This is a genomic window from Saccharomonospora xinjiangensis XJ-54 (assembly GCF_000258175.1).
Taxonomy (GTDB): domain Bacteria; phylum Actinomycetota; class Actinomycetes; order Mycobacteriales; family Pseudonocardiaceae; genus Saccharomonospora; species Saccharomonospora xinjiangensis.
In genome coordinates, this window is sequence record NZ_JH636049.1 from 1,770,685 (window position 1) to 1,789,554 (window position 18,870).

17 protein-coding genes are annotated in these 18,870 nt (G+C 68.3%); 5 read left to right on the top strand and 12 right to left on the bottom strand.

Annotation, left to right across the window (positions count from 1 at the left end; all coding sequences use genetic code 11):
- Positions 1–63 precede the first annotated feature (63 nt).
- Complete coding sequence (locus SACXIDRAFT_RS07445) at positions 64–1,338, top strand: PspC domain-containing protein (protein ID WP_006237927.1); 1,275 nt, start codon at positions 64–66, stop codon at positions 1,336–1,338.
- Complete coding sequence (locus SACXIDRAFT_RS07450) at positions 1,331–1,552, top strand: hypothetical protein (protein ID WP_006237928.1); 222 nt, start codon at positions 1,331–1,333, stop codon at positions 1,550–1,552. Before SACXIDRAFT_RS07445 ends, SACXIDRAFT_RS07450 begins: the two co-directional genes overlap by 8 nt.
- A 53-nt stretch (positions 1,553–1,605) precedes the next feature.
- On the opposite strand, the gene SACXIDRAFT_RS07455 is transcribed toward SACXIDRAFT_RS07450, so the two are convergent.
- The 6 genes from SACXIDRAFT_RS07455 to guaB form a co-directional block, all read right to left on the bottom strand.
- Complete coding sequence (locus SACXIDRAFT_RS07455; RefSeq protein WP_006237929.1) at positions 1,606–2,388, bottom strand: E3 ubiquitin ligase family protein; 783 nt, start codon at positions 2,386–2,388, stop codon at positions 1,606–1,608.
- Between the two features lie 28 nt (positions 2,389–2,416).
- Positions 2,417–3,976: a glutamine-hydrolyzing GMP synthase gene (guaA, locus tag SACXIDRAFT_RS07460; protein ID WP_442852558.1), complete on the bottom strand. Its 1,560-nt coding sequence runs from the start codon at positions 3,974–3,976 to the stop codon at positions 2,417–2,419.
- 410 nt (positions 3,977–4,386) lie between these two features.
- Complete coding sequence (locus tag SACXIDRAFT_RS07465; RefSeq protein WP_006237931.1) at positions 4,387–5,193, bottom strand: YwqG family protein; 807 nt, start codon at positions 5,191–5,193, stop codon at positions 4,387–4,389.
- Between the two features lie 95 nt (positions 5,194–5,288).
- Complete coding sequence (locus tag SACXIDRAFT_RS07470) at positions 5,289–6,986, bottom strand: GMC family oxidoreductase (protein WP_006237932.1); 1,698 nt, start codon at positions 6,984–6,986, stop codon at positions 5,289–5,291.
- A gap of 55 nt (positions 6,987–7,041) precedes the next feature.
- Positions 7,042–8,175 carry a GuaB3 family IMP dehydrogenase-related protein gene (locus tag SACXIDRAFT_RS07475; RefSeq protein WP_006237933.1) on the bottom strand — a complete coding sequence of 378 codons (1,134 nt, stop codon included), beginning with the start codon at positions 8,173–8,175 and terminating at the stop codon, positions 7,042–7,044.
- 56 nt (positions 8,176–8,231) lie between these two features.
- Positions 8,232–9,776, bottom strand: coding sequence for an IMP dehydrogenase (gene guaB / locus SACXIDRAFT_RS07480; protein WP_006237934.1), 1,545 nt, complete (start codon positions 9,774–9,776; stop codon positions 8,232–8,234).
- A 107-nt stretch (positions 9,777–9,883) separates the two neighbouring features.
- On the opposite strand from guaB, the gene SACXIDRAFT_RS07485 reads away from it, so the two are divergent.
- Positions 9,884–10,270, top strand: coding sequence for a DUF5319 domain-containing protein (locus SACXIDRAFT_RS07485; RefSeq protein WP_006237936.1), 387 nt, complete (start codon positions 9,884–9,886; stop codon positions 10,268–10,270).
- Between the two features lie 65 nt (positions 10,271–10,335).
- Here the strand turns inward: SACXIDRAFT_RS07485 and SACXIDRAFT_RS07490 are convergent, their stop codons facing one another.
- The 4 genes from SACXIDRAFT_RS07490 to SACXIDRAFT_RS07505 form a co-directional block, all read right to left on the bottom strand.
- Positions 10,336–11,397, bottom strand: coding sequence for an anti-sigma-D factor RsdA (locus SACXIDRAFT_RS07490; RefSeq protein WP_006237937.1), 1,062 nt, complete (start codon positions 11,395–11,397; stop codon positions 10,336–10,338).
- The gene (locus tag SACXIDRAFT_RS07495) at positions 11,397–11,969 is read right to left on the bottom strand and encodes a sigma-70 family RNA polymerase sigma factor (protein ID WP_006237938.1); all 573 of its coding nucleotides are present in this window, start codon (positions 11,967–11,969) and stop codon (positions 11,397–11,399) included. The genes SACXIDRAFT_RS07490 and SACXIDRAFT_RS07495 overlap by 1 nt, the downstream gene beginning before the upstream one ends.
- Before the next feature lie 314 nt (positions 11,970–12,283).
- Positions 12,284–12,880 (bottom strand): response regulator transcription factor, encoded by a 597-nt coding sequence (locus tag SACXIDRAFT_RS07500; protein ID WP_003073605.1) that lies wholly within the window; start codon positions 12,878–12,880, stop codon positions 12,284–12,286.
- A 140-nt stretch (positions 12,881–13,020) separates the two neighbouring features.
- Positions 13,021–14,049, bottom strand: a complete 1,029-nt coding sequence (locus tag SACXIDRAFT_RS07505; RefSeq protein WP_006237940.1) for a hypothetical protein — start codon at positions 14,047–14,049, stop codon at positions 13,021–13,023.
- A 297-nt stretch (positions 14,050–14,346) separates the two neighbouring features.
- Here SACXIDRAFT_RS07505 and SACXIDRAFT_RS07510 point away from each other — a divergent pair, with 297 nt between their 5' ends.
- The gene (locus SACXIDRAFT_RS07510; RefSeq protein WP_006237941.1) at positions 14,347–14,649 is read left to right on the top strand and encodes a WhiB family transcriptional regulator; all 303 of its coding nucleotides are present in this window, start codon (positions 14,347–14,349) and stop codon (positions 14,647–14,649) included.
- Between the two features lie 137 nt (positions 14,650–14,786).
- On the opposite strand, the gene groL is transcribed toward SACXIDRAFT_RS07510, so the two are convergent.
- Positions 14,787–16,394: a chaperonin GroEL gene (gene groL / locus SACXIDRAFT_RS07515; protein ID WP_006237942.1), complete on the bottom strand. Its 1,608-nt coding sequence runs from the start codon at positions 16,392–16,394 to the stop codon at positions 14,787–14,789.
- An 84-nt stretch (positions 16,395–16,478) separates the two neighbouring features.
- Positions 16,479–16,772: a co-chaperone GroES gene (gene groES / locus SACXIDRAFT_RS07520; RefSeq protein WP_005443379.1), complete on the bottom strand. Its 294-nt coding sequence runs from the start codon at positions 16,770–16,772 to the stop codon at positions 16,479–16,481.
- 355 nt (positions 16,773–17,127) lie between these two features.
- Between groES and SACXIDRAFT_RS07525 the strand changes: the two genes are divergently transcribed.
- The gene (locus SACXIDRAFT_RS07525; RefSeq protein ID WP_006237943.1) at positions 17,128–18,756 is read left to right on the top strand and encodes an alkaline phosphatase D family protein; all 1,629 of its coding nucleotides are present in this window, start codon (positions 17,128–17,130) and stop codon (positions 18,754–18,756) included.
- Positions 18,757–18,870 lie beyond the last annotated feature (114 nt).

Sequence of the window (18,870 nt, forward strand, 5' to 3'; positions counted from 1 at the left end):
CGAAGCCCGTTCCCGGGAAGGATCAGGGTTCGTCCCCGATGCGGCGGCACCGGGCTGTCGAGCATGCTGGACGGCATGAAGAGCACGACCGACACCACGAAGCACATCGAAGGCTTCGAGGACACGGTGAAGGACTTCTGGGTCTCGCGGCCCCGGCGTCCGCACCAGGGCCGCAAACTCGCGGGGGTGGCGGCCGGTGTCGGCAACCGTTACGGCATCGATCCGGTCGTCGTGCGGGTCGTGTTCGTCGTGTTGACGGGGTTCGGGGGGATCGGCCTGGCTCTCTACCTGCTGGGCTGGCTCGTCCTGGCGGAGGAGGGAGACGAGGTGTCGGGGATCGAGGGCCTGCTCGGGCGGGGACGGAGCTCGATGCCGAAGGGTCTGGCACTCGCGCTGTGTGTCGTGCTGGTCCCGACGTGGATACTGAGCTTCTCCTGGAGCTGGTTCGACGGCGGAACCTTCCTCGGGCTCGCGCTCGCCGTCGCGGGGATGTATCTGCTGCACCGCAGCAGGGGCCACCTCCGCCGCCCCGTCCCCACCGGACCCGCCATGGCAAGCCCGACGGGGATGACCACCACGATGTCCGGGACGGACGCGGGCGTGTGGGGACAGCCCGTGTCCGAGGCACCGCCGACGTGGGATCCGCTCGGGGCGGACCCCACCGGCTGGCGGCTGGCGGAGGAAACCACACCCGCCCCTGCGCCGAGGCCGGAACCACCCGCGCCACCGCGCCGCAGATCCAAGGTCGGGTTCGCGGCGACGGGTGTCGCACTGGCCGTCGGCGGCGTGGGGGCCGCGCTCGCGGCCGAAGGTGTGCCGTGGTTCACCCCGGCACACGTGGTGGGACTCGTGCTCGCGGTGCTCGGCACCGGCATGGTCGTCGGCTCGTTCCTCGGGGGAGGACGTGGCCTGGTCTGGCTTGCCGTGCCGCTGTCGCTCACCGGCCTCGCGCTCGGAGCGGTGCCGATCGAGGACGTCGGCGGCGGGTTCGGTGACCTCTCCGCCACCCCGGCGACAGCCGAGGGTGTGCTGCCCGTGTACGAACGGACGGCCGGTGACGTCCGGCTCGACCTCACAAGACTCACCGGGGCGGAGAACGTGAGCACGACCGTGCGCAACGGCGCGGGCAACGTCGCGGTGCTCGTGCCGCCCGACGCCGACGTCTGGTACACGTGCGAAGCCGGGGTCGGCAACATCGAATGCCTCGGCCAGCAGTACACCGGTGTCAATCCTCCCGAGATCGAGGGCAAGGACTTCGGTCCCGACGGCGCCGGTGGTCCGAAGATCACGCTGACCGCGCAGGCCGGGGTTGGCAACGTGGAGGTGCGTCGTGGCTGACAACGACAACCGCAAGGTGGCCCCTCGCACGGTGGAGCTGTTCACCCTGCTGGCCGGGCTGGCCACGCTCCTCGTGTCGGCCTACGTGCTCTCCGATGCGGACACCTGGCTCGGCCAGGTGGACCTGCGCTGGGTGCTGGCGGGTGGCGCCGTCACCGTGGGGTTGCTGATGCTCGCGGCGTCCGTGAGACCCCAAAGGCGGAACGGGTCCTGACCGCGGGGTGAGCCGATCGCGGTTGAGGGTGTGCCTTCGTGAGTGGGGGTACGTCAGGTGAACAGCCCGGCCACGAGCAGCCCGAGTCCCCCGAGTGCGCTCGCGACGGTGCCGATCGCGAGAAGCCGGTGCCGCCGGACCCGGCTGTCGCGCAACTCCTGTTCCGTGCGGGTCGAGATGATGAAGTGACCCTTCCCCTCGGGCTTGCCGATCGTCAACGCACCGGTCCTGTCGTGAACCTCACCGAGGACGTAGAGCCGACGGCCCGGGCGGACGACCCACTCCTTGTAGTCGTAGCCGATCGTGGTGTCGCCCCTGCCGGACAACGCGGGCAGCACGATGCCGAACAGATCGATGCCGCCCTGCCTGCCTCGCCGTGGTTCGAACCTGCTCACCGTCTGCTCGGCGCCGTCGGGGGTGATGCCGTCCGGATCGACATTGATCGTGCGGCCCTGCTCGTCGGTGATCGCGTAGTTCTTGTGTGACGTGTGTTCGGCCACTCGTTCGGTGCGTTTGCGTCGGTGCCGCTTGCCGTCGCGGTACTCGATCACCTCGTAGTGCCGGTCGATGCGGTAGCGGTACCAGACGCACTCGGTTTTGGAGAGTTCGGCCGTGAGCGGGCCATCGGGACTGGGAGAAGCCTCGCCTACGACCTCGGAGGTCTTGCGGAACATGCCGGACGCCCCGACCTCGTCGGAGGCTGCGCGGTACTGCTCCAGTTCAGGGATCGACAGGGTCTCGGTGCCGATCATGGTGTGCAACTGGTCGCGGGTGTGTTTCATGGAGAGGAACGCGGCCACTGCGACAACCAGCAGCACCACTCCCGCGATCCACACCGCTACCTACCCCCAGCACCCGTGTCGTTCACTCCCACTCGATCGTCCCCGGCGGCTTGCTGGTCACATCCAGCACGACCCGGTTCACATCGGCCACCTCGTTGGTGATACGTGTGGAGATCCGTTCGAGCACGTCGTAGGGTAGCCGAGCCCAATCGGCCGTCATGGCGTCTTCGCTGGACACCGGGCGCAACACGATGGGATGCCCGTAGGTGCGGCCGTCCCCCTGCACCCCGACGCTGCGGACGTCGGCGAGCAGCACAACGGGGCACTGCCAGATGTCGGAGTCGAGTCCCGCCGCGGTGAGTTCCTCGCGGGCGATCGCGTCCGCGGCCCGCAGGATCTCCAACCTGCCGGACGTCACCGCGCCGATGATGCGGATCGCGAGACCGGGCCCGGGGAACGGCTGGCGGTGCACGATGGTCTCCGGCAGGCCCAGTTCGAGCCCGACCCTGCGAACCTCGTCCTTGAACAGGAGTCGAAGCGGCTCCACGAGTGTGAACCGCAGGTCCTCGGGCAGCCCGCCCACATTGTGGTGACTCTTGATGTTGGACGTCCCCGCGCCGCCGCCGGATTCGACCACGTCGGGGTACAGGGTGCCCTGCACGAGGAACTCGACGTCGCCCTGCGCCTTGATCTCCCGCGCCGCCTGCTCGAAGACGCGGATGAACTCCCGGCCGATGATCTTGCGTTTCTGCTCAGGGTCGGTGACGCCGTCGAGAGCCGACAGGAACCGTTCGGTGGCATCGACCGTGACGAGGTTCACGCCGGTGGCGGCCACGAAGTCGCGTTCGACCTGAACTCGTTCGCCCGTCCTGAGCAGGCCGTGATCGACGAAGACACAGGTGAGCCGGTCGCCGATCGCGCGCTGCACCAGCGCCGCCGCGACCGCCGAGTCCACGCCCCCTGACAATCCGCAGATCGCGTGCCCTTCACCGATCTGGGCCTGGATGCGCTGCACCTGGTCGTCAACGATGGACGACGTGGTCCACCTCGGGCGGATGCCCGCGATCTCGTGCAGGAACCGTCGCAGCACCTCCTGACCGTGGGGCGAGTGAGCCACCTCTGGGTGGTACTGAACCCCGGCGAGTTTCCGCGCGGTGTTCTCGAACCCGGCCACCGGGGCGCCTTCGCTACCCGCGGTGACGGAGAACCCTTCGGGAGCCTTCGTCACGCAGTCGCCGTGGCTCATCCACACCGGGTGCCGGGAGGGCAGTGCCTCGTGCAACGCGCCGCCGGTGACGGCCAGCTCGGTGCGGCCGAACTCGCGGGTGCCCGTGTGCTCGACCGTGCCGCCCAGAGCCTGCGCCATGGCTTGGAAGCCGTAGCAGATGCCGAACACGGGTACGCCCGTGTCGAACAACGCTGGGTCCACGCCGGGTGCGCCGTCCGCGTACACGCTGGATGGCCCGCCCGAGAGGATGATGGCGGCCGGGTCGCGTTCGAGGAGCTCATCGACAGGAGTCGTGTGCGGCACGACCTCCGAATACACCTGCGCTTCGCGGACCCGTCGTGCGATGAGCTGCGCGTACTGGGCGCCGTAGTCCACCACGAGCACGGGACCATCTGACACTGTCGGACTCCTCACCGGTTCGCTTGCGACGAAAACCTGCCTCCATCGTCGCAGGCCGACCGGCGGGCGATTCGCCCAGGTGGCGGTTACCGGCGGCGCGCGGCGACGCATGAAGGCCGTCACACAGCGCAGGCTCCAGCGTGGATCACCTGAACCCCCGAACCGGGTCGTCCAACCACACCGCGCACCCCCGGATAACCGCCCGCAGGCGTGCGTGGCGAGCCGGAAGCGCGTTTAGCGGGCAGAACGCGGTCAACCACCCCACACACACCAACGACTCCCCACGCGAACCACGCGACAACCAGCGGACCGCGTTTCGCGGGCAGAACGCGGTCAGACGCCGCCGCCCCACACAACCAACACCGCACACCGACGCCGCGAGGCACGTTTAGCGGGCGAAACGCGGTTCTCCGCCGCCCGCCTGATCAGTGGCACTGCATCTCGACGCGGACCTGGCTGAAGTCGCCGGCTCGCAGCGCGTCAATGGGGATCGCGTAGTACAGCAGGCCGAAGTCGCCGAACTGCCATTGGTCGTCGCTGTCCAGTTGGAGGAGATGCACCTCGCCGGCCCGCAGGAACCCACCCTGGAGCGGCAGCGGCCAACCGAACGCACGATGGTGGTGGCCGCAGTCGTAGGCCGGGTAATCGATCTCCGATCGCCACACGTTGCCGAGGTCGAAGGCGTTCAGCCAGCGCGGCATGCCGCGCTCGCCGTAGGAATCGAGCAGGTCCTGCACGACCGGTTCGTCGTAGTTGGGCAGGCTGACGATCGGCGCGGCGGCCATCGGACGCGGGTCGAACACATGCGCAGGCGAGGGAGCGGGCCGCTCCTCCGCGCGCTGCGGATCAGCGGGGACGACCCGCCAGCACCGCGGGTCGGTGAACACATCGAAACGCCGGTATTGCTCGTAGGGCAGGTCAGGCTCGAAATAGAAGAAGTTGAGCAGTCCTGGGACGGCGGGGAGTTCCTCGCCGAGCCAGGGCGCCAGCACCTCGGCATCGAGAACCGCCATGAAGTTGAGCGGCACGCCCTCGACGTGCGGCCATTCGGTCTCCGGGTCCAGCAACGCATCCCCGCCGAAACGACTCCGGCCCGCGGGGGTACCACCGTCCTCGACCGGCGCGATGCAGTAGCCGCGTCGCGCCAGCGCAGCCATCCGGCGCCCGTCATGCTCACCCAGCGTCTCGACGCAGTGTTCTTCCAGCTCGGCCAGCACCGAGGTCACGTCCATGATCACGTCCATGCGCGGTATGAAACCATCGGGAGGCGACACTCTCGGTTCCAGGCACGACGCCCAAGGTGACTCCGATGAGCCCCGCGCGACGGTCAGTGCCGCAGCGCGGCCGGGGCGTGCGATGGCACGGCCGGCGCCCTCGGCGGCACCGGGTCCACCCGCCGATAGGGTTCCCCCTGCTTGGGCCTGGGGTCCGCCTCGCCCTTGTTCGGCCAGAACGAGAACGCCCGTTCGGCCTGGGCCGCGATGGTCAGTGACGGGTTGACGCCGAGGTTGGCCGTGATCGCCGTTCCGTCCACGACGTGCAGGTTCGGATAGTTGAACACCCGGTGGTATGGGTCGATGACGCCGTTGGCGGCGTCCGTGCCGATGGGCGCTCCTCCGATGAAATGCGCGGTGAGCGGGATGTCGAACACCTCGCCCCACGTGCCGCCGGGGATGCCGCCGATGTGTTCGGCCGTCCGCACGTTCGCCTCGTGACCAGCCGGGATGAACGTCGGGTTCGGCGCACCGTGCCCCTGCTTCGACGTGTAGCGGCGCCGCCCGAACCAGCCTTTGCGCGTGTAGGTGGTGATGGAGTTGTCCACGCTCTGCATCACTAGCAGGATCACCGTGCGCTCGCTCCACCGGTAGCCGTTGAGCAGTTTGAGCGCCTGAACCGGATGTTTGCGCACGAAGCGGAGTACCTGCCGCCACCGTGGCACTTCCGACGCGCCGTCGGTGGCGACCGTCTGCAGCAGGCTCATGGCGTTGCTGCCCTTGCCGTACCGCACGGGCTCGATGTGGGTTTCCTCGTCGGGATGGAACGACGACGTGATCGCCACTCCCCTGCTGAAGTTCCGATCGGGATCGATGGTGGTGCGAGCGGCCCCGACGATGGCCTCGGAGTTCGTGCGGGTCAGCTCACCCAACCGCCGCGACAGCTGGGGCAGCACACCCTTGTCCCGCATGTCGTGCAGCAGTCGCTGGGTGCCCCACGTGCCCGCCGCGAGCACGACGTGGCTCGCGGTGATCGTGTGCCGGAACCGGGGCGAGGTGGTGCCGGTCTTTCGGACGTCCACCTCGTACGTGCCGTCGCCACGGGGCCGGACGGCCGTCACCGTGGTCAGCGGGATCACCTTCGCCCCATGCCGCTCGGCGAGATACAGGTAGTTCTTCACGAGCGTGTTCTTCGCGCCGACCCGGCAGCCCGTCATGCACGCCCCACACTCGGTGCAGCCCACCCTGTCGGGCCCCGCGCCGCCGAAGTAGGGGTCCGCCACACGTTTGCCCGGCTCGCCGAAGTACACCCCGACCGGGGTGGGGTGGAAGGTGTCGGCCACACCCATATCGGCCGCCACCTTGCGGATGACCTCGTCGGACGGCGTGACGGTCGGGTTGGTGACCACGCCGAGCATCCTGCTCGCCTGGTCGTAGTGGGGGGCGAGTTCCGACTCCCAGTCGGTGATGTGTGCCCACTGGCGGTCGGCGTAGAACGGGCGCAACGGCCGGTACAGCGTGTTGGCGTAGACGAGCGAACCACCGCCGACTCCCGCGCCTGCCAGCACCATGACGTCCTTGAGCAGGTGGATGCGCTGGATGCCGAAGCAGCCGAGACTCGGTGCCCACAGGTAGCGGCGAAGATCCCACGACGTGGAGGCGAACTCGTCGTCGGCGAACCGGCGGCCGGCCTCCACCACGGCGACACGGTAGCCCTTCTCCGTCAGCCGTAGAGCAGCCACGCTGCCGCCGAATCCGGAGCCGACGACCACGACGTCATAGTCAACGCGAAAGGTGTTACGCCCAGTCACAGGTAGAGAGTAGACCGGGCACGGCTGTTCTGACCAGAGGTAAGTTACCGGCCGGTCAGGCGCGGACCGCGAGCCCGACCTTCTGGAACTCCTTCAGATCCGAGTAACCCGTCTTCGCCAGAGCCCTGCGCAGCGCGCCGAACAAGTTCACGACGCCCTCGGGGTCCGACGAAGGGCCGTGCAGCAACGTCTTGAGATCCACGTCGCGAGCGGGTCCCGACGCGACGCGTGACCTCGGCAACGACGGGTGCGCCGCCGCGGCCGTCCAGTACAGCCCCTTGCCGGGCGCCTCGCTCGTCGCCGCCAGCGGCGCGCCGAGCATCACGGCATCGGCGCCGCAGGCGATGGCCTTGGCGATGTCGCCACTGCACGTCACCCCGCCATCGGCGAGCACGTGCACGTAACGGCCACCGGTCTCGTCGAGGTAGTCCCGGCGCGCGGCTGCCGCGTCGATCACCGCGGTGGCCATGGGGACGCCGATACCGAGCACCCGGTCGGTGCTGGTCACGCCGGGCGTGTGACCGTGACCCACGATCACACCCGCCGCTCCTGTCCGCATCAGGTGCATGGCCGTGCGGTAGTCGCTAACCCCGCCCGCGATCACGGGAACGTCGAGGTCGGAGATGAACTCCTTGAGGTTCAACGGGTCGCCGTCACGAGCCACGTGCTCGGCCGACACGATCGTGCCCTGCACAACCAGCACCTCGACCCCCGCGCTCAGCAGCACCGGTGTCAGCTCGGCCGCGTGCTGCGGGCTGACCCTGGCCGCCACCGTCACACCGGAGTCCCGCACCGTGCGGACGGCTTCGGTGAGGAGATCGCTCTGGATCGGGGCCGAGTGCAACTCCTGCAACAGCGCGCCGAGTTCACCCCAGTCAGCGCCCTTACGCGCCAGGTCAACGACGCGGGCGATGGCGCCCTCGGCGTTGGCATGCCGCGCCCACACGCCTTCTGCGTTGAGCACACCGAGACCACCGAGCTTGCCGATCGACACGGCCGTGTCCGGCGATACGACGGCATCGGTGGGGTGAGTCACCAGCGGCAGGTCGAACCGGTAGGCGTCGATCTGCCATGCGGTGGAGACGACCTTCGACGACCGGGTGCGCCGCGAGGGGACGATGTCGATGTCGTCGAACCCGTACGCCCGCCGGGCCGTGCGGCCCATGCCGATCTCGACCAGATCCCGCAACGTGAGTTCCCTTCTTTCTTCCCGGCGGTGTGACCGCCGAGGACCGCCGTGAACGACTAGCGGGTGGTGTAGTTCGGAGACTCCACGGTCATCGTGACGTCGTGGGGGTGGCTCTCCTTGAGACCTGCCGAGGTGATCCGCAAGAGCTGCGCCCGCTGCAACTCGGCGATGGTGCTGGCACCGGCGTAGCCCATGCCCGATCGGAGCCCGCCCACGAGCTGGTGCACCACACCGGCGAGCGGCCCACGGAACGGCGTCCTGCCCTCGATGCCCTCCGGCACGAGTTTGTCCTCCGAGAGCACGTCGTCCTGCGCGTAGCGGTCCTTCGAGTACGACCGACCGCCGCCGCGCGACTGCATGGCCCCGAGCGAACCCATGCCGCGGTAGGTCTTGTACTGCTTGCCGTTGACGAGAACGAGCTCGCCCGGCGCCTCTGCGGTCCCGGCGAGGAGGCTTCCGAGCATCACAGACGATGCTCCGGCCGCGATCGCCTTGGCGATGTCGCCGGAGTACTGGATGCCGCCGTCGCCGATCACCGGGACACCGGCTGGCCTGCACGCCTTGTCGGCCTCGTAGATGGCGGAGATCTGCGGAACCCCGACACCAGCCACGACGCGCGTGGTGCAGATGGAGCCGGGACCGACGCCGACCTTGACGGCGTCAGCTCCCGCGTCCACCAGCGCCTGCGCACCCGCCCGCGTGGCGATGTTGCCGCCGACGACGTCCACGGTGCTGCCGAGTTCCTTCTTAAGCCGGGCGACCGTCTCCAGCACCGCGCGCGAATGTCCGTGAGCCGTATCGACCATCAGCACGTCCACACCCGCGTCGGCGAGCGCCATGGCGCGCTGGAAACCGTCCTCGCCGACGCCGACGGCCGCGCCGACGACGAGCCTGCCGTCGGTGTCCTTGGTCGCGTTCGGGTACTGCTCCGTCTTGACGAAGTCCTTCACCGTGATGAGGCCGCGCAGCTTGCCGTCGCCGTCCACGATCGGCAACTTCTCGATCTTGTGTCGGCGCAGCAGGCCCAGCGCCGCGTCGGCGGTGACCCCGACCTGCGCCGTCACCAGGGGCGCCTTGGTCATCACGTCCCGCACGGGCTTGCTGTAATCCACCTCGAACCGCATGTCGCGGTTGGTGATGATGCCGACGAGCGTGCCCGACGCGTCCGTCACCGGAACCCCGGAGATGCGGAACCTCGCGCAGAGGGCGTCCACATCGGCGAGCGTGTCGTCCGGTGAACACGTGACCGGATCGGTCACCATGCCTGCCTCGGAGCGCTTCACCACCTCGACGGCCTGTGCCTGCTCCTCGACCGGCAAGTTGCGCTGTAGCACGCCGAGGCCGCCCTGGCGGGCCATGGCGATGGCCATGCGTGCCTCGGTGACCGTGTCCATCGCCGCCGAGATCAGGGGGATGTTGAGCCGGACGTTGCGCGTCAGGTTGGTACTCGTGTCCACACCGCTCGGCACGACATCCGACTCCGCGGGCAGGAGGAGAACGTCGTCGAACGTCAGGCCCAGCATCGCGAACTTGTCCGGGGCTCCACCGGTCTCCTCCTGCTCGGAGGACAGCAGACCTGCGGGCGCGGTGTCATTCGTCATGGGTGGAGCTGACCTTCCTCGGCAGGATGAACCATCCACGGATATGCGGACCTGTTAGCGATGGTATCTGGACGCGACCCGGGGACCGCCCGGTACCGTGCTGGATCGTGCCACACGAAGTGTTGCCTCCGGACCCGTTCGCTGACGACCCGAACGACCCCGCGAAGGAGTTCGCGGCGCTCGACGAGCCCGCTGCCGAGCCGATGAGCCCGGAAGAGCGCTCCGAACTGCTCGCGGACCTCTCGGATCTCACGGTCTACCAGGCGTTGCTCGAACCTCGGGGGATCAGGGGCATCGTCGTGGATTGCGCCGAATGTGAGCAGCCGCACTACCACGACTGGCATCTACTTCGCGCCAGTCTCGAGCAACTGCTGTCGGACGGGCAGATGCGCCCTCACGAACCGGCGTTCGACCCGGACCCCGCGCTCTATGTGACATGGGACTACTGCAGGGGCTTCGCCGACGGCATCACGGCAACGGAGAACGCCCACTGAACGCCCACTGAACCCTGCGGCACGCGCCCCTCCTGCGAGGGCGGGCGCGTGCCGAGGTGCGCTGGTCAGCTGGTCGCGGCGCCCTGGGTGTCCCTCGACACCGAGGTGTCGGACCGGCTTCCCGACTCCTCGTCCGTGTCTTCCGTGGTGGTCGTGGGCGAGGTCGGTTCGGTCGGCGACGAGGTCTCCGTCGTGGGGACCGACGACGTCTCGTCGAGTTCGGGAGGCACGCTGACCTGCGACGACTCCGACGACGAATCGGAAGGCTCCGACGTCTGTGGCCCGTCGGTGCCCGATGCGGGCTCCGACGACGTGACAGGCGGGATCGGGTCAGTGTTGTCCGGCTGGTCGAGCTGCGCCATCAACTCGGTGTGGCGGGCACGCAGCCGGGCGAGTTCGTCCTCACCCGTGACTCCTCTGAGTGCCTGTTCCGCTTCCTTGAGCGCGCGGCGAGCGTCCTCGTAGCGTTCCTGGGCGATGGCCAGGAACGCCGCGTCGAGGTCGGTACGCACGGACGCCGCAGCCTCCACCGAGCGCGCGTGGTCGGCGTACAACACCTTGCTGAGCCCCCACAGCGTGTCTCCTGGCTGTGCGTCCCTTGCGGCGAGCGCTGTCCCTGTGAAGCCGATGGCCAGCACGGCAGCCGCCGCGGCAACGGGAACGAGCAGGCGCCGACGTCCACCGCCACGGGCGTTGCGTGCGGCGACAGCTGTCTTCACCGTGGTGACGGCCGACGGCGTATCGACAAGCTCCGGGATCGCCTCGCTGTCAACATCGCGCCGCCAGGCGAGCAGCAATGCGCTCAACTCGTAATCGCCGAGACCATCGGCGACCCGGGAATCCGCACCGCCGAGGGCGTCGAGCAGGGCGTCATCGGCCTGGACGGCGGAAAGGTCCGTCAGCTCCCCTTCTGTTGTCCATGTCACGTCGGCATCGGACGTGTGCGAGGAAGAAGATGCGGAATCCCCGGACACAGCGAACCTTGCGGACCTTGCAGACTCAGTCTCGGATGGCATCGAGTCCTCGGAGGCCGTCGAGCCGCGCGATGCCGTGCCGTCGTCTCGGCCCTCGACCTCGAACCCGGTGGTTTCGCGGTTGTCGCCGTCAGCACCGTCGCGTTCCGTCATCAGACCACCTCCTCAGCGGCCAGCGCCTTGCGTAGCCGCGCGAGGGCGCGATGCTGGGCGACCCTGACCGCCCCCGGCGTCGATCCGACGGCCTCCGCGGTCTCCTCCGCCGAAAGCCCGACGACAACCCGCAACACCACGATCTCGCGTTGTTTGTCCGGCAACACCTGCAGCAACTGCGACATCCGTTCGTTCAGCTCGCCCTGAAGAGCGCGTTGCTCGGGGCCGATGTCGCGCTCAATCTCGTCAGGAACCTCCGCGACGGGTTCAGCGCGGTTACGGGACGCGGCCCGGTGGGCGTCGGCGACCTTGTGCTGAGCGATCCCGTAGACGAAAGCCAGGAAAGGGCGGCCTTGATCACGGTACGAGGGCAACGCCGTGAGCACCGCGAGACACACCTCCTGGGCTACGTCGTCAGCCGAAGCGAACGATCGTTCCTGCCTGCCAACTCTGGCGCGGCAGTACCGCACCACCAGGGGACGGATAGCGGCCAGCAGTCGCTCGACCGCTTGAGGATCTCCCTCGACAGCGGCGGCGACCGACTCGTCCAGTCCATCCCCCATAGTGGCCATCGCAGACAACAGTCCCGGTGTTACGTATAGGCGTGCAAAAACAACGGCGCGCGGCTTCCGAAACCGTCGCCACCACGCCGGTGACACCTACCGTACCTGTCGGGACCACTCGATTCCGTTGACGGTCGCGCTGCGGTCTTGCCCGTGAGCCGACCTGCGGCAACGGACGCTACCGCACCGGCGGGCATTCCGGCGACCATCGAAATACCGGAGCCGATCGGCAGACCGCCCACAACATGACACGCCACACCGGCGTGACCGGCGTGGCGTGTTCGATGGTCAGAGACAGTGTGTAACGGGTGATATCGGACCATTCAGGAGACGAGGCCCCGCCGGAAACCGTGCGCGACAGCCTGGGCGCGGTCACGCACACCGAGCTTGCGGAACAAGCGGCGGGCATGGGTCTTCACGGTGTCCTCGGAGAGATACAGCTCGCGACCAATCTGGCCGTTGCTCTTGCCCTGGCTCATGCCACGGAGCACCTGGAGTTCGCGCTCGGTGAGCTGGACACCGGGGTCGGAGGGCTGGCGTGGCGCAGGCACGGATGTGCTGGCCAACGTGTGGGCGAGCGCGGCGACGAGTTCGGGACGCGAGGCGTCCCACCGCAGGTAACCTCGGGCACCGCCGGCGATGGCAGCCGCGATGCTGCCCGCATCGTCCGGCGCGCCGAACACGATCACGTTTGCCTGCGGGTTGGCCGAGACCAGCCGCCGCGTGGCCTCCACACCGGTCGGCACGGCACGCTGCGTGCCTACGAGCACGACATCGACCGGCTGCCGGGAGTACCTGGCAAGCAACTCGTCACCGTGCGCTACACAGTCGATGCGACTGACGCCGGGAACAGCGGACATCACGCGCGTGAGCCCTTCGCGGACACTGCGTCGGTCGTCGCAGATCAAGACCGTCGTCACAGGGGTTCCTTCCTGCAGCCGGGTGACATTCCTCTTCCCCTATCGGACGCTTTAGGTGTCACCTTGACACGATCCGGTGGCTTTTTTTGAAGGAATCTTCCCCCGGATGTCGGCATGCCCCATATCTCCCTGGAAAAGGCCTAGATCGGCACCCATGGCGAGTCGCGAGCCAGACGCCGTCCCACCGGATCGGTTGACGCCAACAGTGCACTCAACTCGTCGGTAACTCTGGAGCGACTCCAAACAGCTTGTTCTGGTTCGAGATCGGCGAAAAGGAGGAGTGCGGGCCAGGTCAGTGATCGCCATCCGTTTCTTCGTGCTTCCGTCAAAGCGGCGCCGACGAGTTCTCTGGCGCGTTGCCTCCTATCAGGCCCGCCCGATTCGCCCGGCCGGCCCAGCCCGCCGGGCCTGCCTGACTTCCCCAACACACCAGCCCTGCCCTTCTGCCCCCCTTGCCCGTCCGGCTCGCGTTGCCTGTCCGGCCCCCTCCGCTCGTCCGAAGCGACCAGCGCGGCCCCGAGCACCAGTTGCGACTTCGCCACGTGCCGGGCCGCACCGCGCGCCTCCGCGAGCGCCAAAGCGCGTTTAGCGGGCGAAATGCTGTCGAAAGGGCGGCCGGACGCGAGGGCGAGCTCGGCCTGCACCCACCCGAGGCGGACTTCGGCGCGCCAGCAGCCGCTCACGGCGACCGCGCGGGCCGCCCTGGTGAGCAACGCCTCGCACTCGGCCAGCCTGCCAAGCCCGAGGTGGTCGGCGGCCAGCCCGAGCAGTGCGTCGGAAAGCGCTCCCGCCTGGTCGAGGCCGTCGGGGTCACCTCGCCCCCACCCCGGTCCGGTGGCGACGTGATCCGCCTGCCCTGCCTCGACCACCCTGCGCAGGGCGATGCCGTCGAGGCGGAGGGCCGCCGCGTGTCCGCCGAGTTGCCTCCTGTGGGACGCGAGTGCCGACGCAGCAAGGGAAGCGATCACGCCGTCGCCGTGGCGGCTCAATGGTTGCAGCACCGCCGCCGCTGCCGCGTACTCCCCACGAGCGCCACGGACCACGGCGTCGAGCCACCGCTGTACCGGCGTGAGCAGCGGGCCGCCACCAGGTGGTGTGGCCGCATCCGCTTCGGCGAGCCGGCTTCCACCGAACGCGGCGGTTCGCAGGACATTTTCAACGATCGGCATGCCCTCATCGTGACCCGTCCGAGTGGCCGGGAGCACAGCGGGTAGCCCAAAAATCGGACACGAAATACAACAGGATCACCTGGTGAAACTCAGCCGAGTGAAACCGGTGAATCATTTTTCGGCACTGTGTTACCGATCACAGTCAATCGGCACGCCTATCGGCTGATTCCACTGACAGGCCTTGAACATTCGCCGGACGGGCTTCTAGCGTTACGGCCGTTGCACCAAATGGAGTAGTCGCACTACGACAACTGCACAATCCGGCCGCGTGGTGCCGGATATCGGAGGCGGTCACGAATGGCAGACACGCGCAGACTCCCTGGCCCGAACGCGGACGTTTGGGACTGGCAACTCGAGGGGGCTTGCCGGGGGATGGACAGCGGCTCGTTCTTCCACCCCGACGGGGAGAGAGGACCTGCACGAGCGAGGAGGGAGGCGCGAGCCAAGGCCATCTGCCACACCTGCCCGGTGCTTCAGATGTGCCGTGAGCACGCGCTCGCCGTCCACGAGCCGTACGGCATCTGGGGCGGGCTCTCGGAAGCGGAGCGAGAAGCCATCATCAGGTCCCAGAAGCGGTCACTCACCCTGACCGCACGCTGATCGGGTTCCGCGGGGCGTTCCCCTCCCCGCGCCACGATCGCCGTCCGTCGAACTGGGCGAGTAGGACGGGCGGTACACGAACGGGGCGGCACTCACGTACCGAGTGCCGCCCCGTTCGCCGTGTTGAAACCCTGCGTTCAGTGCGAGTGACCGTGGCCGGCCGCGCCGCCGTTGTCCTCGGGCTTCTCGACCACCGAGCTCTCGGTGGTCAGCACCAGCCGGGCGATCGACGCGGCGTTGGCCACCGCGGAGCGGGTGACCTTCACGGGGTCGATGATGCCCGCGGCAAGCAGATCGGTGAGTTCACCGGTGGCCGCGTTGAGACCCTCGCCCCACTTCTGCTCCTGCACCTTCGACACGATGACAGCGCCCTCGTGCCCCGCATTGGTGGCGATCCAGTACAGCGGCGCTGTCAGCGCATCACGCACGATCTTGACGCCGGTGGCCTCGTCGCCCGTGAGACCGAGGTCGTCGAGTTCCTTCGCGATGTGCGCGAGTGCCGAACCACCGCCTGGAACGATGCCCTCCTCGACGGCGGCCTTGGTTGACGCCACAGCGTCCTCGATACGGTGCTTGCGTTCGTTCAGTTCCGTCTCGGTGGCAGCACCCACACGGATCACCGCGACACCGCCGCCGAGCTTGGCGAGCCGCTCCTGGAGCTTCTCCCTGTCCCAGTCGGAGTCGGTGCTCTCGATCTCCTTGCGGATCTGGGCGATACGGGCCTGTAGGTCGTCCTTCGTGCCCGCGCCGTCCACGATCGTGGTGGTGTCCTTGGTCACCTCGATACGGCGAGCCTTGCCCAGTACGTCGAGCCCGACCTCGGACAGCTTCAGGCCGACCTCGCTCGACACGACCTGAGCGCCCGTGACGACGGCGAGGTCGTCCAGGAACGCCTTGCGCCGGTCGCCGAAGAACGGCGCCTTGACGGCAACGGCATTGATCGTCTTGCGCAGCGAGTTGACCACCAGGGTCGAGAGAGCCTCGCCCTCGACGTCCTCCGCGATGATCAGCAGCGGCTTCTTGTCCTCCGCGACCTTCTCCAGCAGCGGAAGGAGGTCGGCCAGAGCCGAGATCTTCTCCCGGTGCAGCAGCACGTAGGCGTTCTCGAGGACGGCCCGCTGCTCTTCCGGATTGGTGGCGAAGTGCGCCGAGAGGTAGCCCTTGTCGAACTGCACGCCCTCGGTGATGTCGAGTTCGGTGGCGAGTGTGGACGACTCCTCCACCGTGATCACGCCGTCCTCGCCGACCTTCTCCACCGCCTCACCCAGCAACGCACCGATGGTGGTGTCGCGGGAGGTGACGGTGCCGACCTGAGCGATGTTGTCGCGGCCCTTGACCGGGGTGGCCTTGGCCTTGAGCAACTCGACGACCTTCTCGGCCGCCAGTTCGATGCCCCGGCCGAGGGCTGTGGGGTTGGCGCCTGCCGCCACGTTGCGAAGGCCGACCTTGACGAGGGCCTGCGCGAGCACGGTGGACGTCGTGGTGCCGTCGCCGACCACGTCGTTGGTCTTGGTGGCGACGTTCTTCGCCAGCTGCGCACCGAGGTTTTCGAACGGGTCGTCGAGTTCGATCTCGCGGGCAACGGTCACGCCGTCCAGCGTGATGGTGGGCCCGCCGAACTTCTTGTCGAGAACGACGTGGCGACCGCGGGGGCCGAGGGTCACCTTCACCGCGTCGGCGAGCTTGTCCACCCCGCGTTCGAGCGCCCGACGAGCGTCCTCGTCGAAGTTGATCTGCTTAGGCATGGGGAAACCTCTCTCGGGGAAACGCGAAACGCCCCGGTACCCCGGCGTGTGCGGGGCCCGGGGCGTTTCGACGCGAGGCGGTCGTCAGTTGATGACGGCCAGCACGTCACGGGCGGACAGGATCAAGTACTCCTCGCCGTTGTACTTGACCTCGGTGCCGCCGTACTTGGAGTAGATGACGACGTCGCCTTCCTTGACATCCACAGGAATGCGGTTGCCCTTGTCATCGACGCGGCCCGGGCCAACGGCCAGGACCTTGCCCTCCTGGGGCTTCTCCTTCGCGGTGTCGGGGATGACGAGGCCCGAGGCCGTCGTCTCCTCGGCCTCGCTCGTCTGGACAACGATCTTGTCCTCGAGCGGCTTGATGTTCACGCTCACCGGTGTGACCTCCACGGGTCTTCCAAAGCGTTGGCAGGTACCTAGTTGGGTACGGCTCCTACCACCCCCGCCGTCGCGGGTGCCGGGGCGTGTGCGGTGCCGTGCAATTAGCACTCTAGCCAGCTGAGTGCTAGCCGCGCAACCAGGGTCCCCCCTCGGCTCCACGCTGGTCACGGACGTCCTGCGGTACGAAGCCGACCACGCTGGGCCTGCGGCGGACGGAAAGAGCCCTCGGCGGGCCATCGAGCTGATGCAGTGTTCACCCCACGCTCACCCGTTCGGGAAGAGACGGTCACCACCCGGCGGCAGGCTGTGCGCGTTCCGCGCTGATCGACACCACGTTGGGAGACGATCCATGCCCGCTTCCAGTGAGAAGGACCCGTCACAGACAGTGCCGAGCCGCCGCCAGGTGTTGCTCGGTGGAGCCGCGCTGGGAACCGCGGCGTTCGCGGCCGCAGGAGCCCTGGGTGGACTCGCCCCCGCCGCGAGGGCTGCGGCGGCACAGGGTGCCGGTGTGCCTTTGCGCGGCGAGGTGTTCACCCTCGGCGTGGCGTCGGGTGAACCGGACCACCACAGCGTCGTGCTGTGGACCCGGCTCGCGACCGACCCGCTCGCGGAGGACGGGCTCGGCGGTCTGGGCCGCCGAGCTGTCACCGTGCAATGGGAACTCGCCGAGGACGAGCGCTTCCGCCACGTCGTGCGCCGAGGTCACGAGACGACGGACGCCGAGGCTGGATACGCCGTCCACGCCGAAATCGCGGGACTCGCACCGGGGCGTGAGTACTTCTACCGGTTCCGGTGCGGGCGGTTCCTCTCGCCGACCGGACGTACCCGCACGGCGCAGACACCGGGCACATTCGGTGCCGCGATGACGATGGCCTTCGCCTCATGCTCGCAGTACGAGCATGGGTACTTCACCGCTTACCGGCACCTCGCCGAGGACGAACCCGACCTGGTGCTGCACCTCGGCGACTACATCTACGAATACAAACCCGACACGTACGTCTCCCCCGACGGCAACGTCCGCGACCATCGGGGCCCCGAAACCGAGACACTCGCGAACTACCGCCAGCGCTACGCACAGTACCGCTCCGACGCCGACCTGCAGGCCGCACACGCCGTCGCGCCGTGGCTCGTCGTGCCGGACGACCACGAGGTGGACAACAACTGGGCAGGCGACATCCACGAGAAGCCCCACCTCCCCCAGCCCGACTTCCTGCAGCGCCGCGCCAACGCGTTCCGCGCCTACTACGAGAACATGCCGTTGCGCCACCGCAACCGCCCGCAGGGCTCGCGCATCCAGCTCTATCGCACCGTGTCGTGGGGTTCGCTGGTGAACTTCCACATGCTCGACACCCGCCAGTACCGCGACGACCAGGCCTGCGGTGACGGGTGGAAGATCTGCGAGGACGCCGTGGACCCCGCACGCTCGCTCACCGGCGACGACCAGGAGCAGTGGCTGCTGGAGCAGTTCCGGCGTTCCCGCGCTCGCTGGGATCTGCTCGGCCAGCAGGTGTTCTTCGCCAGCAGGGTGAGCGCCTCCGGTTCGACGAGCATGGACGCCTGGGACGGCTACCGCGGCTCGCGGGAACGCATCAGCGACGGCTGGGTCGAGGCCGGTGTCCGGAATCCCGTTGTGCTCACCGGGGACGTCCACACGCATTGGGCCAACGAGCTCAAGGCCGACTACGCGAACCCCGACAGCCCCGTGATCGGCACCGAGCTGGTGACCAGCTCGATCACCTCGGGCGGCAACGGAGCGGACTCCGACCCCGCAGAGCACCCAGACCTGCGGCGTAACCCGCACATCCGGTTCCGCAACAACCAGCGCGGCTACGTCCGCACGCACATCTCCAGGGAAGAGCTGCGCGCCGACTTCCGGGTGGTCGAGTACGTCACCCGGCCCGGCGCGCCGGTGCGTACGCGGGCGTCGTTCGTGATCGCCGACCGGCATCCTGGCCTGTCCGAGGTGACACCGCGCTGAGCATCACGCGGCGAGATCGCTCCACCCGGTAGAAGGCACACGATCCGGGTGGGCGTCTCGTTCTCGGCGAGCACCAGCGACGGAATGCACGGCATCCGGTCGTGACGCGCAGTG

What these genes read in the sequence shown, in the direction of transcription:
- SACXIDRAFT_RS07445 (WP_006237927.1), top strand. Translation starts at nt 64, where the DNA reads ATGCTGGACGGCATGAAGAGCACGACCGACACCACGAAGCACATCGAA.
- SACXIDRAFT_RS07465 (WP_006237931.1), bottom strand. Translation starts at nt 5,193, where the DNA reads ATGGACGTGACCTCGGTGCTGGCCGAGCTGGAAGAACACTGCGTCGAG.
- guaB (WP_006237934.1), bottom strand. Translation starts at nt 9,776, where the DNA reads ATGACGAATGACACCGCGCCCGCAGGTCTGCTGTCCTCCGAGCAGGAG.
- SACXIDRAFT_RS07490 (WP_006237937.1), bottom strand. Translation starts at nt 11,397, where the DNA reads ATGACGGAACGCGACGGTGCTGACGGCGACAACCGCGAAACCACCGGG.
- SACXIDRAFT_RS07495 (WP_006237938.1), bottom strand. Translation starts at nt 11,969, where the DNA reads ATGGCCACTATGGGGGATGGACTGGACGAGTCGGTCGCCGCCGCTGTC.
- SACXIDRAFT_RS07505 (WP_006237940.1), bottom strand. Translation starts at nt 14,049, where the DNA reads ATGCCGATCGTTGAAAATGTCCTGCGAACCGCCGCGTTCGGTGGAAGC.
- SACXIDRAFT_RS07510 (WP_006237941.1), top strand. Translation starts at nt 14,347, where the DNA reads ATGGCAGACACGCGCAGACTCCCTGGCCCGAACGCGGACGTTTGGGAC.
- groL (WP_006237942.1), bottom strand. Translation starts at nt 16,394, where the DNA reads ATGCCTAAGCAGATCAACTTCGACGAGGACGCTCGTCGGGCGCTCGAA.
- SACXIDRAFT_RS07525 (WP_006237943.1), top strand. Translation starts at nt 17,128, where the DNA reads ATGCCCGCTTCCAGTGAGAAGGACCCGTCACAGACAGTGCCGAGCCGC.